This window comes from Homoserinimonas aerilata, from assembly GCF_006716125.1.
Taxonomy (GTDB): Bacteria; Actinomycetota; Actinomycetes; order Actinomycetales; family Microbacteriaceae; genus Homoserinimonas; species Homoserinimonas aerilata.
In genome coordinates, this window is the sequence record NZ_VFOM01000002.1 from 106,640 (window position 1) to 126,952 (window position 20,313).

Consider the following 20,313-nt stretch of genomic DNA (forward strand, 5'->3'; position numbering starts at 1 on the left):
GCCTGACATGAAACGCAACCTTGTGATGCTCGCCGTACCCGTGGGGGTTGTCGGCATCATCCTGCTGCTCGTCGTGCCCATTCCGGCCGGCCTGCTCGACGTGCTCATCATCCTGAACATCCTGTTCGCGCTCGTCATCCTGCTGACCAGCATGTTCGTGAAGAAGCCGCTCGACTTCTCGGTGTTCCCGTCGCTGCTGCTGGTGGCGACCCTGTTCCGCCTCGGCATCAACGTTGCTTCCACCCGCCTCGTGCTCGGCAATGGCTACGCCGGGCAGGTCATCGAGGCGTTCGGTCATGTCGCCGTCGGTGGTTCGCTCATCATCGGTGCCGTCATCTTCCTCATCCTCGTCGTCATCCAGTTCGTTGTTGTCACGAAGGGTGCCGAGCGCGTCGCCGAGGTCGGGGCCCGCTTCACGCTCGACGCCATGCCCGGCAAGCAGATGGCCATCGACGCCGACCTCAACGCCGGGCTCATCACCGATGTTGAGGCCCGCACCCGCCGCGCCTCCGTCTCCGCCGAGGCCGACTTCTACGGCGCCATGGATGGTGCATCCAAGTTCGTCAAGGGTGACGCCATCGCCGGCATCATCATCGTCATCATCAACGCCGTCGGTGGGCTCGCCATCGGTATGGCCATGCACGGCATGGAGATCGGCGAAGCCCTCGAGACGTACACGATCCTCACCATCGGCGACGGTCTGGTCACCCAGATCCCGGCACTGCTGATGGCTGTCTCCACCGGCATGATCGTCACCCGCTCCAATGTCGAAGAAGACATGGGTTCCACCTCGTCGCAGCAGCTCACCCAGTCGCGTCAGGCGCTGATGATCGCCGGATGCGCCGCAATCGTGATGGCGCTCATCCCCGGCATGCCGATCCTCCCCTTCATCATCGTCGGGGCGGTGCTCATCATCGCCTCGCAGCGCATCAAGGCGAACGACGCGAAGAAGGCCGCAGACGCGGAGGCGGAGGAGATCGCCGCAGCCGTTGTGCCACCCGGCGACACCACGGAGGACCTCATCGAGCAGATGCGGGTGCACGCCCTCGAGATCCAGCTCGCGCCCGACCTCGTCGACCTGGTCTCCGGAGCATCCGACGATCTGCTCGCCCGCGTGCGCGCCCTGCGCCGCAAGATCGCCTTCGACCTCGGCGTCGTCGTGCCGCCCGTGCGCACCCGCGACAGTGTCGAGCTGCCCGCCGGCAGCTACGTCATCCGCATCGCCGGCGTGGAGGCGGGCCGCGGTGTCGCCCCGCGCGGCAAGGTGCTCGCCCTCGGCGACAACCTCGACACGCTGCCCGGCCCCGCCACCATCGAGCCCGTGTTCGGCCTCGCCGGCAAATGGATTCCCGGCGAGATGCGCCACAGCGCCGAGATGATGGGCGCCACCGTCATCGACCGCGTCTCCGTGCTCGTCACCCACCTCTCCTCGCTCGTCACCGCCAACGCGGCCCGGCTGCTCACCCGCGAGGATGTGCGCGTGCTCACCGAGGGCGTCAAGCAGGTCAACCCGGCCGCCGTCGACGAGCTCGTGCCACACCCGCTCAGCCTCGCCGAGGTGCAGCGCGTGCTGCAGGGGCTGCTCAGCGAGCAGGTGCCCATCAACGACCTGCCGCGCATCTACGAGGCGCTGTCTCTGCGCGCCAAGGCGTCGACCGACCCGGAGGGGCTCATCGAGGCCGCCCGCCAGGCGCTCGGCCCCGCCATCACCAGCCGGCACAGCGAGGGCACTCTTCTGCGCGTCATGATGATCGACCCCATGCTCGAGCAGTCCATGCTCGAGAGCATGCGCCCCTCCGAGCTGGGCACCCAGCTGCTGCTCGAACCGCAGGCGCTGGAGGCCATCATCGGCTCCGTCAAGGAGATCGCCACCGTGCAGGAGGCCGCCGGGCGCAGCGCGGTTCTCGTCTGCGCCCCCGCCCTGCGCCCCGCCATCCGGCGCATCGTCGCCGCGCAGATCGGCGGGCTGCCCGTGCTCTCGTACCAGGAAGTGACCGCCGCGAACGTCGACATCGAGACCGTGGGGGTGGTTCGTGTCACCGCGCAGATTCCGGCTTGACGGCGGCAGCCTCGACGAGGTGAGGCAGCGCGCCCGCGAGGAACACGGTGCGGATGCGCGCATCGTCGCCATAGAGCAGGTCACCACGGGCGGCCTCGGCGGCTTCTTCGCCACCCGCCGCTACGAGGCCACCGTCGAGGTGCCCGACAGGCCCGGCGGCACAGTGCGCGAGGCGGTCGACGCGCACACGCTCGACGGCAGCGCGCGCGTCGGCCTGGCCGCACTTCTCGATGAGGCGGATGCCACGGAGCAGACGCTCGGGCCGGGTGCGGCTGCTTCGGCGTCTTCTGCTCCTGCATCCTCTGCTTCGGCGTCTGGTGGCTCGGGGCCCGGCTCCGCCGCATCCGCTTCCGTCGGTTCGGGCGTGCCGCTCTCCGTCGCGCCCGTGTCGACGGCGTCCCGCGAATTCGCGGCCATCCTCGACGAACTGCAGGCCGTCACCGAGGTGCCCGAGCCGGAGGCGACCGCAACAGGGTTCGCCGCCGCGGGCGCGACCGCCTACGCGCAGGCGGGCACCGCATCCGGATTCTCCTCCTCACGCGGAGCCACCCCCATGCCTCCCGCAGCACCGCGCGTGCCCGCAGCCCCGCCGCTCGCACGCGGCGTCGGCGACCTCGTCGTCGTGGTCGGCTTCGCCGCGGAGGCGCTCGCCGTCGCCCGCGCCATGTCATTCACGGTGCCCGCCGATGTCGTCGTCGCCGGGGCGGCCGTCGCCGAAGGGCTCAGCCGCATCGACGACCGGCGCGGGGCCATCACCGCCAGGGCGCGCGGCGTCGAACGCGAACGCTTCGTCATCGTCGCCTACGGCCTCACCCCCGGCGACACGGTGGCCCGGCAGGCGCAGTCGCTCGTCGAGTTGCGGGCCGACCAGTTGTGGCTCGCCGTCGACGCGGGCCGCAAGGCCGACGACACGGCCCGCTGGGTGGTCGCGCTCTCGTCCGTGGCGACACCGGATGCGGTGGCCGGCATCGGCAGAGAGGCGACCGTCAGCCCAGAAACGGTGCGCGAGCTCGGCCTGCCCGTGAGCTGGGACTACGACGGTTAGATAGGCTGGGCGCATGCTGGTGTTGACGCGTAAACCGGGGGAGCGGGTGCTCATCGGCGACGACATCGTCATCACCATCCTCGAAGGCCGCGGCGACGGCATCCGCATCGGCATCGACGCCCCGCGTGGCGTCAAGATCCAGCGGGCCGAGATCGTGCAGGCCGTCACCGAGGCGAACGTTGCCGCCGCGCAGCTCTCCTCCGACGACGCCGAAGCCCAGCTCAAGGCCGCGCTCGGGCTGGCGCTGCCGGCCGAGGCTGCTGCTGAGGCCTCTCCGGCTGAGGCCTCTTCTGCTGAGCCTTCTTCTGCTGAGCCTGAGTCGCCTGCGGCTGGTGCGGGCTCGGCCGACCCCGCATAGTTCGACCCCGCCTCCTTGGACCTGCTCGAGCCGAGCATCCGCCACTCGTCTGCTTTCTGTGCCGAGGTCAGCGCTGCCCTGCGGGCACGAGCGTGATGTCGGATGCCCGTTCGAGCGGCACCCAGCTCGACCTCGCGACAGGCTGAGGGCCGCGGATGCCCGGCCGCGCGAGCACATCGGCCGCGGTGAGCGGGCCCAGACGCAGGCCGGCGAGTGCCTCGATCTGCGCGACCGGCACCTGGAAGGTGCGGAACGGCCCCAGCGGCGGCACCGCGCCGGCCACGGCCCCCATGTCGATATCGTCGAGCGCCGGACTCTGATCAAGCACGAAACCGGCCGACTGCAGGGCGGGCCCGCGCCAGGCGGCGACCTTGAAGAAGAGCAGAGGGATGCCGACGCCGCGGTAGACGGGGTCGCCTGCGTCGAGCACGGGCCCGGTGATGACGCTCACCCTGTGCCCGTGATCCTCAGCGTAGGCGAGCACATGATCTTCGAGCCCGGCCCAGAGCTGCCGGCCCTGGTTGAAGGTGGCCGCCTGGGGTGCGGCATTCGTGTACGCGAAACTGTCGCGGTTGGCCCGCTCCGCGGTGGCGGCATCGCCCCAGCAGGGGTCGCGCCGCCGCACGAGATGCCCACGATCGAGATCGTTGTGAGCGTAGAGCTCCGGCCCTGCCTGCTCGGAGGGAGGAACGCGCTCGTCGAGATGCCAGTGGTCGCCGCGCGTGACAGACCTGAGCCGGGCACCGTCGATGGTGACGGCGGTGGCCGCCGCGAGCCGCCGCGCGGGGTCGAGCAGCACGGTGAAGTGCGTGTAGTCGAGGCGCCGCAGCTCGCGGTGCACGGTCGGCAGGGGCAGCGGCACGTCGACCCCGAGAAAGCCGGGGTCGTATCCGGGCGCGTCGTCCTGCGTCATCGTGCGGGGCATCCGGTGCCTGCGATCATCCGCGTGCGTTCGCTCACCCTGTCATTGTCGTCGGCTTCGCGCGCGATTCACAGGGGCGGATGCTGAGCCCGCGCCCCGAAAACGAGGAGGAAATCTGCCATCGGCACCACATCGCGGAGGTTTTCACCGCCTTACGCCGCTTTCTCCTCGTTTTCTGGGCACGGGCTGGGCATCCACCCTCGACGCTCGCAGCAACGCGACCTAGGCTGGCCGCGAACCGGGCCAGCGCGGAACCGGGCCGCACGCAGACGAGGAGGACCATGTCGACCACCGAATATGACGTCATCGTGATCGGAGCAGGGCCGGTCGGGGAGAACGTCGCCGACCGCACCCGGGCCGGTGGGCTCTCCACCCTCATCATCGAGGCGGAACTCGTCGGGGGCGACTGCTCCTACTGGGCCTGCGTGCCGTCGAAGGTTCTGCTGCGCGGCGCATCCGCGCTCAGGGCGGCCGGCAGGGTCGACGGGGTCGACGCGGGCACACTCGATGTGGCCGCAACGCTGCGACGCCGCGACTCGTTCGTCTCCGAGTGGAGCGACGACGGCCAGGTGGAGTGGCTGCGCGGCGCCGGCATCGACCTCGTGCGCGGTCACGCGACGATCGCGGGCGAGAGGCGGGTCGCCGTCGACGGCACCGTGTACACGGCACGCCAGGCGGTCGTCGTGGCGACCGGTTCTGCCGCGCTGATGCCCGACATCCCGGGCCTGGCCGATGTGCAACCGTGGCAGAGTCGCGATGCGACGAGCGTGAAGGATGTTCCGGCCCGGCTGGTGATCGTCGGCGGCGGGGTCGTGGGCGTCGAGATGGCGACCGCGTTCGCGGGCCTCGGCAGCCGGGTGACCCTGCTGGCGCGCACGGGGCTGCTCGGCCCCATGGAGCCGTTCGCCGGCGAACTCGTCGCCGCAGGGCTGAAGGAGCTCGGGGTCGATGTGCGCACCGGCGTCTCCGCGAGCGGTTTCGAGCGCGTCGACGGCGTGGTGACGGTGCAGCTCGGCGACGCCGGCTCCGTCGAGGCGGAGCAGGTGCTCGTGGCGACCGGTCGCGTGCCGCGCACCACCGACCTGGGGCTCGACAGCATCGGGTTGAACGGCGGCGACTGGCTGACGACGGATGACACGCTGCGGGTCGACGGCTTCGACTGGCTGTATGCGACGGGTGACGTGAACCACCGCGCGCTGCTCACCCACCAGGGCAAATACCAGGCGCGTGCCGCCGGCGATGTGATCGTCGCGCGCGCCGCCGCCGGGGAGGTGCAGAATGCTCCGTGGGGTCGACACGTGGCGACGGCCGACCACGAGGCAGTGCCGCAGGTGGTGTTCAGCGACCCGGAGGTCGCCAGTGTGGGCCTCACGGAGCGGGCGGCGCGCGATGCCGGCTACGACATCCGTGTGGTCGACTACGACCTGGGCTCTGTGTCGGGCGCGGGCATCCACGCGGACGGCTTCACGGGCAGGGCGCGGATGGTCGTCGACGAGAAGCGTCGGGTGCTGCTCGGTGTGACCTTCGTGGGCCCGGATGTGAGTGAGCTGCTTCAGGCGGCGACGGTGGCGGTCGTCGGGGAGGTTCCGTTGGAGAGGCTCTGGCATGCGGTGCCGGCGTTCCCGACGATCAACGAGGTGTGGCTGCGCCTGCTCGAGACGTACGGGCGGTAGCCGCGCGCCGCGCTGCCATCGGCTCGAGGTTCTTCGCGTGCGAGCCGTTTTCGGCGATGCGAGCCCGCCGTCGCGCCCTCGCATCGCCGAGAACGCCTCGCACACGAGCCGCGGCGCGCCCGAACACCAGGCCGGCCGCCAGCATCCGCCCGCCGCGCTGCCTCGTCCACGAACCGCTCCACCTCGCCGAGACTGCACGAATCGCACGCTTTCGGCGGCGAAACGTGCGATTCGCGTACTCTCGCCGAGCATCCGGCGCACCCGCACCCGCACCCGCACCCTCTCCACTTCGCCGAGACTGCACGAATCGCACGCTTTCGGCGCAAAACCGTGTGATTCGCGTACTCTCGCCGGGAAGCGACGGGCCTCCGCCGTCAGGAAGCCGAGCGCTGGTAGCTTTCGAGCTCGGGCCCCGGCTGCAGCACGGCGTTCACGATCGCTCGGATGGCGAACTCGTTGGCTCGGCCGAGTTCGATCGCCGCGGGGTGGAGTAGCCACTGCAACTGCAGGCCGTCCATCACGGCAAGGATGCTGGCGGATGCTTCGGCAATCGTGTCGGGTTCGGTGACGCCCTCTCGGGCGCACAGCTCGAGAAAGGCATTACTGACCTCGCGGCGCAGGGTTGTGTAGCGCTCTTCGAAGAATGAGCGGGCCGGATGATCGTCGGTCACGGATTCGCCGGAGAGCACCGTGTACACCTGCACGATGCCCGCTCGTCGTGCGTTGGCGAAGGCGGTGCGAACGAGGTGCAGAAAGAGTTCGGGGCCGCCGGGAATGTGCTGCTCGACGAGGTCGGCGACGTCGGCCTGATCGCGGTAGGCGAGAACTTCTAGCAGCAGCTTCTGTTTTGATCCGAAATGATGCAGAACGCCGGCGTGCGTCATCCCCACCTGTTCGGCGATGTCGGCGAGGGTGCCGTTCGTGTACCCCTTGCTGCCGAAGATCTCCACGGCCGCCTTGAGAATCTCAGTGCGCTTGAGTCTCGTGGCGGGCCGCAGCTGGGGGCCTGTATCCGATACGTTCGCCACGGCATCCTTCCGGCGGTGAGTGTCTGTGGAAAAACTCTTACTTGCCATCTTACTTACCAACCAGTAACCTCGCGCTAACTTACTTTCTAGACAGTAAGTATGACAGCCCGCACCGATCCGTCCTGTCGCATCACAAAGGAGAAGCAATGACGCTCAAATCCACCCTCGCCGCCGCAGGTCTTGTGGCGGCGCTCGCGCTCACCGGCTGTGCAGCCGGTGGGGGCGGCAACGCCCCATCCCAGGGCGATGGCTCACTCACGATCGCCAAACCCGATGGCGCGATCACCACCGAATCGAACAACCCGTGGCTGGGGGATTCGTCTGCGAACAAGCTCGGCTACAAGAATGTGATCTTCGAGCCGCTGGCGATGGTCAACCTCGTGGGTGAGAACGAGACCACGCCATGGCTCGCCGAGAAGGTCGAGTGGAATGACGACTACACCCAGCTCACCGTCACCCCGCGTTCGGGCGTGACCTGGAACGACGGTGAGGAGTTCACCGCCGACGACATCGTCTTCACGTTCGACCTGATCCGCAACACCCCCGCCCTCGACACCGGCAACCTGCAGCTCACCGATGTCGCGAAGGAGGGCGACGATGTCGTGCTCAGCTTCGCCGAGTCGAAGTTCGTCAAGCAGGCGCAGGTGCTGCATATCGCGATCGTCCCCGAGCACATCTGGAAGGATGTCGCAGACCCGACCACCGAGACCAACCTCGAGCCGGTCGGCACCGGCCCGTACGTTCTGGACACCTTCAGCACCCAGTCGGTGACGCTGAAGGCGCGTGACGACTACTGGGGCGGCGAGCTCGCCGTGCCGACGCTGTACTACATCTCGTACAACGACAACACGGCGCTGACGACGGCGCTCGCGAACGGCGATGCGGACTGGGCGCAGGCGTTCATCCCCGACGTGCAGAGCGCGTTCGTGGACAAGGACCCGGAGCACAACGTGTTCTGGGCGGCGAACGTCATGGCTCCCGATGTGCTGTTCGTCAATCACCAGGCGAAGCCGTTCAACAATCTCGCCTTCCGTCAGGCCGTGAACATGGTCATCGACCGTGCCGCGCACACCGAGATCGCGCGTGAGAACGCCGGCCCCCAGCTGACCTCGATCACAGGTCTGCCCACTCCTGTCGGCGAGCAGTACATCGCGTCGGAGTACGCCGGCAAGGAGTTCTCGATCGATGTCGACGGTGCGAGGGCGATCCTCGAGGATGCCGGATTCACCTGGGAGGGCGACGCTCTCATCGATCCGGATGGCGAAGCGGTCTCGTTCACGCTTCAGGTCCCGCAGGGCTGGAACGACTACGTCACGGGTATCAGCCTCATCGCCGATCAGGTCAAGGAGACTCTGGGCGCCGACGCCAAGGTGGACACCCCGGATGCCGACACCTGGTGGGCGGCCAAGCGCTCGGGTGATTTCGATGCGATCATGCACTGGACCGACAGCGGGACCACGCCGTATGACCTGTACTCCGACACGATGGATGGTCGTTGGCTGCTCGCCGGCGCCGACGTGGACTACAACTTCGGCCGCTACACCAACCCGCGTGCGACCGAGCTGCTGAACACCTATGCCACGGCGTCGAGTGACGCGGAGCGCTCTGCGGCCCTTGAGGAGGTCCAGAAGATCTTCGTCGAGCAGGTTCCGGTGATCCCGGTCGGCACCCACCCGTTCCTGGGTGAGTACAACACCCGCAGCTATGTGGGCTGGCCGAACGAGAACGACCAGTACGCGACGGCCGACCCTGTGCAGGTCACGGCTGCGATGATCCTCACACGGTTGAAGCCGGCCGAGTAGATCAGTCACGGACGGGGCGGATGCTGCCCATCAGCATCCGCCCCGTCCTCGCGCCCGCCCTTCACGAAAGAGAAAGATCCATGCCAGAGCCTCTCCTCACCGTGCGCGACTTCTCGGTGGTGTACGACGTCGATCCGCCCGTCGAGGCGGTGAAGAATGTGACCCTCGAGTTGCAGCGGGGCGAGATCCTCGGCCTCGCGGGTGAGAGTGGTTGCGGCAAGACGACCCTCGCCTATGGCGTGCAGCGCCTGCTCAGGGCGCCCGCTGTGATCACCGGCGGCAGCGTGACGTTCCATGATGCGAGCGGCGTCGACGTCGACATCAACTCGCTCGACACCGAGGAGATGCGCAGATTCCGGTGGGACAAGATCTCGATGGTCTTCCAGGGGGCGATGAATGCGCTTAACCCGGTCGCGACGATCGGTGCCCAGCTCGAGGATGTCTTCGAGGTGCATCGCCCGGACCTGAGCAGGCGCGAACGGCGTGCCGCGAGCGCGGAGCTGTTGGAGATCGTCGCTGTCGGGCGTGAGCGCATGCGCTCCTATCCGCACGAGCTCTCCGGCGGTATGCGCCAGCGTGTGATGATCGCGATGGCGCTCGCCCTGCGCCCCCAGCTGATGGTGATGGATGAGCCCACGACGGCTCTCGATGTGCTCGTGCAGCGGGAGATCCTGCGCCAGATCTCGCAGCTGCGGCACGAGTTCGGCTTCTCGGTGATCTTCATCACGCACGACCTGCCGCTGCTGCTCGAGATCAGTGACCGAATCGCGGTCATGCGTGAGGGCGAGATCGTCGAGCTCGCCACCGCCCGCGAGCTCTGGGAGCGTCCGCGGCATGACTACACCAAGACACTGTTGGCCTCGTTCCCTCGGCTCACCGGCGAGAGAGGAATCCTCGTCCGATGACGACACTGGAATTCATGAATGTCTCCAAGCGCTACCGTGTGCGTGGCGCGCCGTCGATGCTCGCGCTCGACGATGTCAGCTTCACCCTGCGCTCCGGGCGGACGATCGCCCTGGTGGGGCAGTCCGGCAGCGGAAAGTCGACGATCGCGAAGATACTCACGCAGCTGGAGACGCCCACCAGCGGGCAGGTGATGTTGGACGGCAAGCCGATCCCCCGGCGCGGTCGGGGCCTGCGCAGCTATCGCCAGAAGCTCCGCATGGTCTTCCAGGATCCGTTCGCCTCACTCAACCCGTACCACTCGATCCGGTACCACATCGAGCGCCCCCTGCGGCTGGATGACGTCGTGCCGAAGGCCGACACCGAGGCGGAGGTCCGGCGCCTGCTTGCGCGAGTGCGACTGGATGCGGATGCCGTCATCGACCGTCGGCCGCATGAACTCTCCGGAGGGCAACGCCAGCGCGTGGCCATCGCGCGGGCACTCGCATCCAGGCCGTCGCTCCTCGTCGCCGACGAGCCGGTGTCGATGCTGGATGTGTCCATCCGCCTTGGGGTGCTGAATCTGCTCGCCGACCTCCAGCGGGAGGAGGATCTCGGTGTCCTCTATATAACGCACGACCTCGCCACGGCGCGGCACTTCAGCGACGAGATCATGGTGCTGCACCACGGCAGGGTTGTCGAGCACGGATCGGCCGATGATGTGATCCTCAACCCGCAGCATGAGTACACCCGTGAGCTGCGGTCGGCCTCCCCCGACCCGGAGAAGCACTTCGGGGCGACACCGCCCAGCCAGGTAGGAGGAGCCCGATGAAGATCCCGTTCCGATTCATCGCCAGCCGCGTCGTCTTCTACCTGTTCACGGCCTGGGCCGCGATCACGATCAACTTCTTCCTCCCGCGCATGATGAAGGGCGACCCGGTCACGGCCTACATGCAGAAGCAGGCCGGGCGGATCACCCCGGAGGCGGAGCACGCTCTCCGCATCCTCTTCGGCCTGGACAAGGACAAATCGCTGGGCCAGCAGTACCTCGAGTACTGGCAGCTGTTGCTGAACGGCGACCTCGGTCGCTCCTTCTCGAACGGTCTCGCGCCCGTCGGCGACGTCATCGCGTCGGCGCTGCCGTGGACGCTCGGCCTCGTGGGTATCGCCACGGTCGTGTCGTTCACGCTCGGCACGGCGACCGGTGCGATCATCGGCTGGCGGCGGGGCAGCAGGGCGGATGTGATCGTGCCGATCACGACGTTCTTCAGCACGGTGCCGTACTTCTGGCTCGGCCTGATCGCGATCGCGGTGTTCTCGAGCATCCTCGGCTGGTTCCCCGCGTCGCACGCCTACGGCAAGGGGTCCAGCCCCGAGTTCACGCTCGACTTCATCGGCCAGGTGGTCGCACATGGCGCCCTCCCTGCGATCACGATCGTCGTCGCATCCCTCGGTGGATGGATCCTCGGCATGCGCAACATGATGCTCACGGTGCTCGACGAGGACTACATCACCGTCGCCCAGGCCAAGGGTCTGCCGAACGGTCGGGTTCTGTGGCGGTACGCCGCACGCAACGCGATGCTGCCGCAACTCTCGAGCTTCGCGCTGTCGATCGGGTTCATCGTCGGAGGCACGATCGTCATGGAGATGGTGTTCTCCTACCCGGGCGTGGGCAAGATGCTGCTCGACGCGACCACGGCGAAGGACTACCCGCTCATGCAGGGGCTGTTCCTCATCATCACGATGGCGGTGCTGTGCGCGAACATCATCGCCGACATCGCCTACGCGATCCTCGACCCACGCACGCGTCAGACGGAGGCATGACATGAGCAACCCAGACACCGTCACCCAACCGGGTCGCGCGGGCAGCCCGGCAACGGCGAGCGTCCGCTCCGCGCCGCCGGCGACCGCGAAGGCGCCGAAGGAGAAGACGTTCTGGTCACAGCTGGCCGGCTCGTTTGCGATGTTCCGCAACAAGAAGTCTCTGGCGGGCCTGATCATCCTCGGCGTGTTCGCGCTGATCGCCATCTTCAGTGATGTCATCGCCCCCTACGGCCCCCTTGAGAAGGACTACACGGCACTCCGTCAGGCGCCATCGTTGGCGCATCTGCTCGGAACGACCCATATGGGCGAGGATGTTCTCAGCCAGATCATCTACGGCACCCGCGGTGTGCTGATCGTCGGATTCCTGTCTGGCATCATCGGCACCGCGATCGCCGTGGTCATGGGTGTGGTCGCCGGGTACACCCGCGGCTGGAGGAGCGAGTCGCTGTCGGCGCTGACCAACGTGTTCCTGGTGCTGCCGGGGCTGCCGCTGATCATCATCGTCGCGTCGCAGTTCGAGGATCCGCCGCTCATCCTCATCGCGGCAGTGCTCGCGATCACCGGATGGGCGTGGGGCGCTCGGGTGCTGCGCGCACAGACCCTGTCGCTGCGCAACCGCGACTTCATCCAGGCGGCGAGGGCCAACGGTGAGCCACTGCGCCGCATCATCTTCGTCGAGATGCTCCCGAATCTCATGGCCATCATCGCCTCAAGCTTCGTCGGCACCGTCACCGCCGCGGTGCTGGGGCTCACGACTCTCGCCTTCATCGGGGTCATCCCGATCAGCAACCTGAACTGGGGCACGATCCTGTTCTGGGCGCAGCAGAACGGTGCGTTCCCGAACTACTGGTGGTGGTACGTGCCCGCAGGGCTCTGCATCGCCATCGTCGGCGTGGCCCTCTCGCTCGTCAACTTCGGCATCGATGAGTACGTCAACCCGCGCCTGCGCTCGGCCGGAGAGCGCGCGAGGGCGATGAAGAAGAAGGGTCTCAACGTGAATGACGCAGTGACCGCCGTGCGCCCGACCACAACAGAGAACAAGAAACGATGAACCCCTCCAACACCGTGATCACTGCCAAGACGCTTCCGTTCCACGACCCCACACTCTCGACGCCTGACCGTGTCTCCGACCTCCTCGGACGGATGACGCTCGAGGAGAAGGTCGGACAGATGCTGCAACTGGATGCTCGTGACGACCTTGATGATCACATTCTGCGTCGGCATGTCGGCTCCATCCTTCACACCTCGCCGGAGCGCATCCTGCGGGCCAATGAGCTCGCCAGGCAGACCCGCCTGGGCATCCCGCTGCTCATCGCGGAGGACTGCATCCACGGGCACTCGTTCTGGCCGGGGGCGACCATCTTTCCGACTCAGCTCGGCATGGCGGCATCCTGGGACGCGCAACTGATGGAGCAGGTCGCGCGGGTGACCGCCACCGAGGTCGCCGCGACGGGACTGCACTGGACGTTCTCGCCCGTGCTCTGTATCGCCCGCGACCTGCGCTGGGGGCGCGTGAACGAGACATTCGGCGAAGACCCGTTCCTGATCGGCGAGCTCGCCTCGGCGATGGTGCGCGGCTACCAGGGCGGCGGGCTCGACGACCCCACCGCGATCCTTGCGACCGCGAAGCACTTCGCCGGCTACTCCGAGACGCAGGGCGGGAGGGATGCCAGTGAGGCCGACATCTCGCGCCGCAAGCTGCGCTCATGGTTCCTGCCGCCGTTCGAGCGGGTGGCGCGGGAGGGGTGCCGTTCATTCATGCTCGGCTACCAGACCATGGACGGCGTGCCGATCACCACCAACGGCTGGCTGCTCAGCGAAGTGCTGCGCGGCGAGTGGGGCTACACGGGAACCCTCGTCACCGACTGGGACAACGTCGGACGCATGGTGTGGGAACAGCGCGTGCAGCCCGACTACGCCCACGCCGCCGCCGCCGCGGTGCGCGCCGGCAACGACATGATCATGGCCACACCGGGCTTCTTCGAGGGAGCGCTCGACGCGGTCGGGCAGGGCCTCCTCGCCGAAGACGCCGTCGATGCCGCCGTGGCGAGAATCCTCACCCTCAAGTTCGATCTCGGGCTGTTCGAAGACGCGCGGCTGCCGGTCGCCGACCTCGATGAGATAGTCGGAGCCGCCGCGCACACCGCACTGAACCTCACCGTCGCCCGCCGGTCGATCGTGCTTCTCGAGAACGACGGCGTGCTGCCGTTGTCACCAGAGCGCCGGGCCTCGATCGCCGTCGTGGGGCCACTGGCGGATGACGCCCAGAACCAGCTCGGCGACTGGGCCGGCGGCTCCGGCCAGGCTGGCTGGATGGACGGCCAGCCGCGCGAGATGATCACGACCGTGCTCGACGGCATGAGGGCGGTCGCGCCCGACAGCTGGAACGTCACTCACGCCCGTGGCGCGGACATCGTCACCCTGGAACCCGACCCCGCCGGGGCGACCTTCCCCGACGGGCAGCCGCGCCCACCCCAGGTCACCCCGTGCGCACCCGATGCGACCCTCATCGCAGAGGCCGTCGCCGCGGCAGAGGCGGCGGATGTTGTCGTGGCGGTCGTCGGCGACTGCGTCGGGCTCTTCGGCGAGGGGCGCTCGACGGCGACCCTCGAACTCATCGGCGGGCAGAACGCCCTGCTCGACGCCGTGATCGCCACCGGCACGCCGGTGATCGTGGTGCTGCTCGCGTCGAAGCCGCTCGTGCTGCCAGCATCCGTCGCCCGCGCCGCCGCCGTGGTCTGGGTCGCGAACCCGGGGATGCAGGGCGGCCTGGCGCTCGCCGAGATCCTCGCTGGCCTCGTCGAGCCGTCCGGTCGCCTGCCGATCTCCTTCGCGAGACATGCAGGGCAGCAGCCGACGTACTACAACCAGATCCGCGGGCAGCACGGCAATCGCTACTCCGACCTGACGCAGTCTCCGGCCTGGGCCTTCGGTGAAGGTCGCAGCTACACGACGGTGGAATATGAAGGTCTGACGGTCGAGGATGCCGTGCTCGAGGCATCCGGAACCATCACCGCTCACGTCACCGTACGCAATACGGGAACGCGCCCCGTGCTCGAGACCGTGCAGCTGTACGTGAGGGATGACGTGACGTCGGTGAGCTGGGCCGACAAGGAGCTCAAGGCCTATCGACAGGTCGAGCTGGCCCCCGGCGAGTCGGCCCGCGTGCGATTCGAGCTGCCGGTCGCGGAGTGCACCATCGTCGATGCTGCCGAGCAGCGCATCGTCGAGCAGGGCCGCTTCGAGGTGCTCGTCGGCCCCTCATCCCGTGACGAGGTGCTGCTCGCGGCGCCCTTCGAGGTGTGTGGGGGGTAGTAGCCCGGGCTTCGTCGTGTGCGAGGCGGGCATTCCGGTCCCACTGACCGGTCTGAGAGCTCGCCGTAGTCAGGATCACTGGGTAACATGTGCTCAACTGCATCGCGAGGAGGCGTAATGGTTGTCCACACCCCGGATGCCGCGAGCCGTATCGATGCCCGCCAGAATCGCGTCGCCATAGTCAGGGCGGTGCGCGATCTCGTCGCAGTGAAGGGTGCAGCGGTGAGCATCCGCGAGATCGCTGATTCCGCCGGCGTCGGAACCGCCACGCTCTACCGCCACTTCGAAGGAAAGAAGGACCTGCTCGACGGGGTCTCGGTGCACCGCTGGTCGCAGATGCGTCATGCGGCGCAGACGAATTCGTCGACGGAGCAGGAGGGGCACGGCATCCGCCGCGTCGTCGGAATCATCGACATGTACACGCGAATGACGACGTCGGATGCCGAGTTCATCCACGCACTCGGGCTGCGGGTCGGCCATGACCCCACGGGTATCGGCCCCCTGCGCGACCAGTTCGACCCCATCTTCGCGCAGCTGTGGGTCAACGGGCAGGAGCGCGGAGAGATCCGCCGCACCGCGCATCCGCACGACGCGATCGAGATGGCCGGCGCCATCCGTGAATCGAGTCGTCGACTGCAGATGCTCACACTGCTCGTCGCGGGAATCGCGACACCGCAGGTCGACCCTGATCAGATCGTGCGGGAGTTGTATCTGCGGGCCAAATGAAGTGCCGCAGTGAACGAGACGGCAGACAAGTGAGAACTTCGGGTCGTCTTATTCTCACTTGATTGAGTAGCCGGGTCCGGGCCCCCAGCATGGCCTGATGCACTGTCGCTACGAACGTCCACGAGTCGCCTCCCCCAGAGGCTTCGGCGGGGTGGCCTGACCATGGAATCCATCGTCTCGCTCACTCTCTCGGTGTTCACCCTCTTCGGGTTCTATGCGCTGCTCGCGGTCGGCATGGGGCTCATCTTCGGCCAGCTCGGCGTCGTCAATGTCGCCCACGGTGAACTCGTCATGGTCGGCGCGTTCGTGATGTTCGCACTCGCGGATGTCCCCTTTCTCCTGCGGCTGGTGCTCGCCGTGCTCATCGGTCTTGTGCTCGGAGTCATCATCGAGCGGTTGGTCCTCTCGACCCTGTATGAGCGAGGGTTCCTCGCGACACTTCTCGCGATGTGGGGCGTCAGCATCGTGCTGCGAGAAGGCGCCAACGCGATCTTCGGTTCGACACCGGCATCGGTCCAGGCGCCCATCCAGCAGAACATCGAGATCCTCGGCGTGAGCTATCCCGTCTACCGTCTTGTGATCGCGGTTGCCGCCCTGCTCATCGTCGCGGCGGTGCTCCTCGTGACCTATCGCACCAAGCTCGGCCTCGTGGTGCGCGCGACGGTCGACAACCGCGCCATGGCGTCCGTGTTGGGCATCCCGCCCCGCCTCATCATCACGGGCACATTCGCGGTCGGTGCCACCCTCGCGGTACTCGCGGGCGCCCTGCAGAGCCCCCTGTTGGGAGTGACTCCCACGGTCGGTGCGGCATTCCTCGCCCCCGCATTCTTCGCCGTACTGCTGGGCCGGGCCGGCTCGCTCCCCGGCGCCGTGTTCGGCGCGTTCATCGTTGCCCTGCTGAGCACAGTGCTTCGCACCTACCTGAACGAGACCCTCGCTCAGGTCGTGCTCTTCTCACTGCTCATCGTTCTGGTTGCCGTTCGTCCGAACGGCATTGATTGGAGGAAGGTCCAATGGAAACCACGCACTCAGTCCGCGCAGGTCGCGGCATGATCTCGCTACGGCGCACAACCGGCATCGTCGCCGCGTTCGCCCTGACCGCGTCCCTAGCGGCGTGTTCGGGTGGCGCAATCGGAGGTGGTGGCGATGAGGGCACGAACGGTGCGTTCAAGGTGGGCCTCATCGCCCCGTTGACGGGCCCCGTTGTGCAGGAGGCCACCGCGATGCAGCGAGGCTTCGAGCTCGCGATCGCAAAGATCAACGACGAGGGCGGCGTGCTCGGCCAGCCCGTCGAGTTCGTGATGGTCGACGACCAGGCGGATGCCGCCAAGTCCACCCAGCTGGCACAGCGCCTCATCAACCAGGACGAGGTCGACTACATCTTCGGCACTGTTCCCGGTGACACGACGGCCGCCGTCGCTCAGGTGGCGGAGTCGGCGAAGGTGCCCTTCTCCTCGGCGATCCTCGGTAACGCGGGAATTTGCGGTGAGTACTTCTTCCCCTTCGGCGAACCCAACGCCTCGCTGCTCAACGGACTGTTGCCGCAGATGATCGCCGGCCACGGCACATCCGTCGCCCTCATCGGCAACGACTATGCGTTCCCGCGCGGCTATTTCGAGGATGCCCGGACCCTTCTCGAGGATCTCGGCGCCAGCGTTGTGCTCGAGGAGTACTCGCCCCTCGGCACGGCGGATTGGCAGCCGGTGATCTCGAAGATCAATGCGGCCTCGCCGGACTGGGTGCTCACCGCTGTGGTCGGTTCGGATGCCACGGCTCTCGTGACACAGGCAGACCAGGCCGGCGTTCTCGACAGCATGGGCTTCACCGGTGTGAGTCTCATCGCGGATTTCTACCCCGGCCTCACCGAGCGCACCCATGGGCTGAGCCTCGTCGGCCGCTATTCCGACCAGCTCGACAACGATGCCAACCGCGAGTTCGTCGAGGCATTCCGCTCGACGTACAACTTCAACGACCCGATCCCGTCGGTCGCTGCCAATGCCTATGAGGGCATGCTCATGATCGCTGCCGCGGTTGAAAAAGCCGGCTCGACGGATGGCGCCGAGATCGTCAAGGCGCTCGCCGAGGTCGAGGTCTCCGACGGTGTCTTCGGCAACGGATCGTTCTCGGATGACCGTTTCTTCATGACCGAGACGGCTCGCTTCGAGATCGGAGAGGGCGGCGCCTATACGCCCGTTGAGACATTTGCCGCCGACCTTGAGGGAATCACCCCGCAATGCGCGTGATGCTTCCATCGCGGCCTGAGCCGAGGGTCGCCACCCGTCACTGGGTGGCGCTCTCGGCCGCGGTCGTCACGATTGCGGCGGCACCATTCGTGCTGCCGAGTTACCCGCTCGCGCTGCTGACACTCGCGCTCGCCTACGGACTCTTCGCGTTCGGCCTCGATCTTTCCTGGGGTCGCGCAGGTGTCGTGAGCATCGGGCACGCGGCCTTCTTCGGAATCGGGGCCTACGGCGTCGCGATCGCGGGGCACAATGATGTTCCCCAGATCGTCGGGGCTCTCGCCGCCCTCATCATCTCAGCGCTTGTCGCACTCGTGGTGGGCCGTATCGGGGTGGGCCCTAAAGCGCTGGCATCGACGATGGCGGTCATCACCCTTGCGCTCACCCTCCTCGCAGAGCAGGGTGCGCGCTCGTGGCTGGGGCTCACGAACGGCAGCAACGGCATCTTCGTGCCCTCTTCTGGCGCCGTGACGAACTTCTATGTCACGGGCATCCTCGTCTTCGTGATCGTCGTGGCCATCTGGTTGCTGCTGCTGCGCGGCCGCTTCGGCCGACGGGCCCTCGCCGTGCGCCTCAACGAGCACCGCACGGAGCATCTGGGTGTGAGCCCCATGCGCACCAAGTTGACCGCATTCGTGCTGAGCGCCCTCGTGGCGACGGCAGCGGGTGCGATCGCCGCCCCCGTCATGGGTCTCGTCTCACCTGGAGTGCTGGGGATCGTCATGTCGACCCAGGTGCTCGTGTGGGTCGCCGTCGGTGGTAAGGGCACCATCTTCGGCGTCTTCTTCGGTGCCGGCGTCGTCACGATCGGCCAGCAGTACCTCGGCGATGCGATCGGCGCCTGGTACCTGCTGGTGCTCGGTGTCGTCTTCATCCTGGTCGTGAAGTTTGCTCCAACGGGCCTCGTGGGCATCCTGTCGAGGTTCCTGCGTCGCGATGTCGGGCGCGCTGCATCGCAGGGTGCTGTCATCGGTGCGAAGGAAGCTCCGGATGTCCCCGGCCACATTGCGCACAAGAGTGCGGATGCGATCCGCATCACCGACGTGCAGAAATCGTTCGGCTCCGTGCCGATCATCAATGGTGTCGACCTTACGGTGGCGCGCGGCGAGATCGTGTGCCTGATCGGCCCCAACGGCGCAGGCAAGACGACACTCCTCAATCTGATCGCCGGAGACCTCGCGGTCACCTCGGGTCGTATCGAGGTGTTGGGCGGCGACGTCACTCGCTGGGCCCCACACCGGCGGGCACGCCTCGGGCTCGGCCGTCTCTTTCAGGTGCCCAGCCTCTACCCGGATCTCACTCCCGGGCAGAACATGGCGTTCGCGCGTGCCGAGGCGTTCCGCGCCGTCGACCTGCCTGAGGAGCTTGACCGCTTCTCTGCCATGGACGACGTGCTCGCGAGTGATCTCTCCCTCGCGGATCAACGGTCGCTCGAGCTGGCGATGGCGATCGCCTGGGGCCCGGAGGTGGTTCTGCTCGACGAGCCCGCGGCTGGTCTGTCGCATGAGGACTCGCTGCAGCTGGCCTCGCTCATGCGGCGCATCAACGCGCAGCTCGGATGCACGCTCCTTGTCGTCGAGCACGACATGGACATCGTGCGCGAGCTCGCCGACCGCGTCGTCGTGCTCGCCAATGGCCGCGTGTTGACGGTCGGCACCATGGACGAGGTCGCCGCGCATGACGACGTGCGTACGGCATATCTGGGAGCGGTGTGATGCTGGAGATCGAGAACCTCCGCGCGGGGTACGCGAAGACGACCGTCGTCGACGACGTGACGATCACGTTCGAGGCGGGCACGGTGACGGCACTTCTCGGCCGCAACGGCGTCGGCAAGACCACGCTGCTGCGCGCCATGTTCGGTCTGTGTGACCGGCAGAGCGGCCGGATGTCGATCGATGGCGTGGAGCTGCCGGCCGGGCGTGCTGAGGTGCCCGCTCGGCACGGCATGACGCTCCTCCCCGACGATCGCGGTGTATTCGCCACGCTCACGATCGAGGAGAACCTGCGCCTGGCGACACGCAGGGGCTATCACCCGCCGGTGGATGTCAAGGAGCTCTTCCCCCTCCTCGTCGAGCGGGCCGAGCAGCCTGCCGGCCAGTTGTCCGGCGGTCAGAAACAGCAGGTCGGTATCGCCAGGGCGATCCTGGCCGGGCAGAGGTTCATCGCCATCGATGAGCTCTCCCAGGGGCTGCAGCCGTCTCTCGCGCAGGCGACCCTTGAGGCCCTGCGTGTGGTCGCCTCCACAGGGGTCGGCGTGCTCTTCGTCGAGCAGAGCCCGCGATACCCGCTGGCGTACGCCGACCGCATCATCGGCATGGTCAAGGGGCGCCTGGTACTCGATCGTTCCGCCGACGAGCTACGCACCGACCCTGCCGCCGTCACCGAGCTCCTCGTAGTGAGCTGACAGACCCCACCCTCGGCGCCGCGAGCGCCACCACT

17 protein-coding genes are annotated in these 20,313 nt (G+C 67.4%); 15 read left to right on the forward strand and 2 right to left on the reverse strand.

What is annotated here, in order from left to right; all coding sequences use genetic code 11:
- Positions 1-7: 7 nt before the first annotated feature.
- From FB562_RS10680 to FB562_RS10690, 3 genes are read left to right on the forward strand one after another with little or no spacing between them, the layout of a single operon-like run.
- Complete coding sequence (locus tag FB562_RS10680) at positions 8-2,059, forward strand: flagellar biosynthesis protein FlhA (RefSeq protein WP_141881292.1); 2,052 nt, start codon at positions 8-10, stop codon at positions 2,057-2,059.
- Positions 2,034-3,104 carry an FMN-binding protein gene (locus FB562_RS10685; protein WP_141881293.1) on the forward strand — a complete coding sequence of 357 codons (1,071 nt, stop codon included), beginning with the start codon at positions 2,034-2,036 and terminating at the stop codon, positions 3,102-3,104. The genes FB562_RS10680 and FB562_RS10685 overlap by 26 nt, the downstream gene beginning before the upstream one ends.
- A 13-nt stretch (positions 3,105-3,117) precedes the next feature.
- A complete protein-coding gene (locus FB562_RS10690) occupies positions 3,118-3,462 on the forward strand; it encodes a carbon storage regulator (RefSeq protein WP_141881294.1) in 345 nt (114 codons plus the stop codon).
- A gap of 67 nt (positions 3,463-3,529) precedes the next feature.
- Here FB562_RS10690 and FB562_RS10695 read toward each other — a convergent pair whose 3' ends face one another.
- The gene (locus FB562_RS10695) at positions 3,530-4,387 is read right to left on the reverse strand and encodes a DNA/RNA non-specific endonuclease (RefSeq protein ID WP_246081460.1); all 858 of its coding nucleotides are present in this window, start codon (positions 4,385-4,387) and stop codon (positions 3,530-3,532) included.
- A 278-nt stretch (positions 4,388-4,665) separates the two neighbouring features.
- Between FB562_RS10695 and FB562_RS10700 the strand changes: the two genes are divergently transcribed.
- Positions 4,666-6,057, forward strand: a complete 1,392-nt coding sequence (locus tag FB562_RS10700; RefSeq protein ID WP_141881295.1) for a dihydrolipoyl dehydrogenase family protein — start codon at positions 4,666-4,668, stop codon at positions 6,055-6,057.
- Positions 6,058-6,431: 374 nt separating this feature from the next.
- On the opposite strand, the gene FB562_RS10705 is transcribed toward FB562_RS10700, so the two are convergent.
- On the reverse strand, positions 6,432-7,085 hold the full coding sequence (locus FB562_RS10705; protein ID WP_246081461.1) for a TetR/AcrR family transcriptional regulator: 654 nt from the start codon (positions 7,083-7,085) through the stop codon (positions 6,432-6,434).
- A 146-nt stretch (positions 7,086-7,231) separates the two neighbouring features.
- Between FB562_RS10705 and FB562_RS10710 the strand changes: the two genes are divergently transcribed.
- The 11 genes from FB562_RS10710 to FB562_RS10760 all read left to right on the forward strand — a co-directional run bounded on the left by FB562_RS10710 (position 7,232) and on the right by FB562_RS10760 (position 20,278).
- Positions 7,232-8,887 (forward strand): ABC transporter substrate-binding protein, encoded by a 1,656-nt coding sequence (locus FB562_RS10710; RefSeq protein WP_141881297.1) that lies wholly within the window; start codon positions 7,232-7,234, stop codon positions 8,885-8,887.
- An 80-nt stretch (positions 8,888-8,967) separates the two neighbouring features.
- Positions 8,968-9,792: an ABC transporter ATP-binding protein gene (locus FB562_RS10715; protein WP_141881298.1), complete on the forward strand. Its 825-nt coding sequence runs from the start codon at positions 8,968-8,970 to the stop codon at positions 9,790-9,792.
- Positions 9,789-10,601, forward strand: a complete 813-nt coding sequence (locus FB562_RS10720) for an ABC transporter ATP-binding protein (protein ID WP_141881299.1) — start codon at positions 9,789-9,791, stop codon at positions 10,599-10,601. Before FB562_RS10715 ends, FB562_RS10720 begins: the two co-directional genes overlap by 4 nt.
- Positions 10,598-11,593 carry an ABC transporter permease gene (locus FB562_RS10725; RefSeq protein ID WP_141881300.1) on the forward strand — a complete coding sequence of 332 codons (996 nt, stop codon included), beginning with the start codon at positions 10,598-10,600 and terminating at the stop codon, positions 11,591-11,593. The genes FB562_RS10720 and FB562_RS10725 overlap by 4 nt, the downstream gene beginning before the upstream one ends.
- A 1-nt stretch (position 11,594) precedes the next feature.
- Positions 11,595-12,644, forward strand: a complete 1,050-nt coding sequence (locus FB562_RS10730; protein ID WP_141881301.1) for an ABC transporter permease — start codon at positions 11,595-11,597, stop codon at positions 12,642-12,644.
- The gene (locus tag FB562_RS10735) at positions 12,641-14,908 is read left to right on the forward strand and encodes an exo-beta-d-1,3/1,6-glucosidase (protein ID WP_141881302.1); all 2,268 of its coding nucleotides are present in this window, start codon (positions 12,641-12,643) and stop codon (positions 14,906-14,908) included. Before FB562_RS10730 ends, FB562_RS10735 begins: the two co-directional genes overlap by 4 nt.
- Positions 14,909-15,025: 117 nt before the next feature.
- Complete coding sequence (locus FB562_RS10740) at positions 15,026-15,634, forward strand: TetR/AcrR family transcriptional regulator (RefSeq protein WP_185740540.1); 609 nt, start codon at positions 15,026-15,028, stop codon at positions 15,632-15,634.
- 162 nt (positions 15,635-15,796) lie between these two features.
- Positions 15,797-16,687, forward strand: a complete 891-nt coding sequence (locus tag FB562_RS10745) for a branched-chain amino acid ABC transporter permease (RefSeq protein WP_141881304.1) — start codon at positions 15,797-15,799, stop codon at positions 16,685-16,687.
- Entirely contained in the window at positions 16,648-17,877 is a 1,230-nt protein-coding gene (locus FB562_RS10750) for an ABC transporter substrate-binding protein (RefSeq protein WP_141881305.1), read from the forward strand. The genes FB562_RS10745 and FB562_RS10750 overlap by 40 nt, the downstream gene beginning before the upstream one ends.
- Positions 17,877-19,589: a branched-chain amino acid ABC transporter ATP-binding protein/permease gene (locus FB562_RS10755; protein WP_185740541.1), complete on the forward strand. Its 1,713-nt coding sequence runs from the start codon at positions 17,877-17,879 to the stop codon at positions 19,587-19,589. The genes FB562_RS10750 and FB562_RS10755 overlap by 1 nt, the downstream gene beginning before the upstream one ends.
- The gene (locus tag FB562_RS10760) at positions 19,589-20,278 is read left to right on the forward strand and encodes an ABC transporter ATP-binding protein (protein WP_141881307.1); all 690 of its coding nucleotides are present in this window, start codon (positions 19,589-19,591) and stop codon (positions 20,276-20,278) included. The genes FB562_RS10755 and FB562_RS10760 overlap by 1 nt, the downstream gene beginning before the upstream one ends.
- The last annotated feature ends 35 nt before the right edge of the window (positions 20,279-20,313 follow it).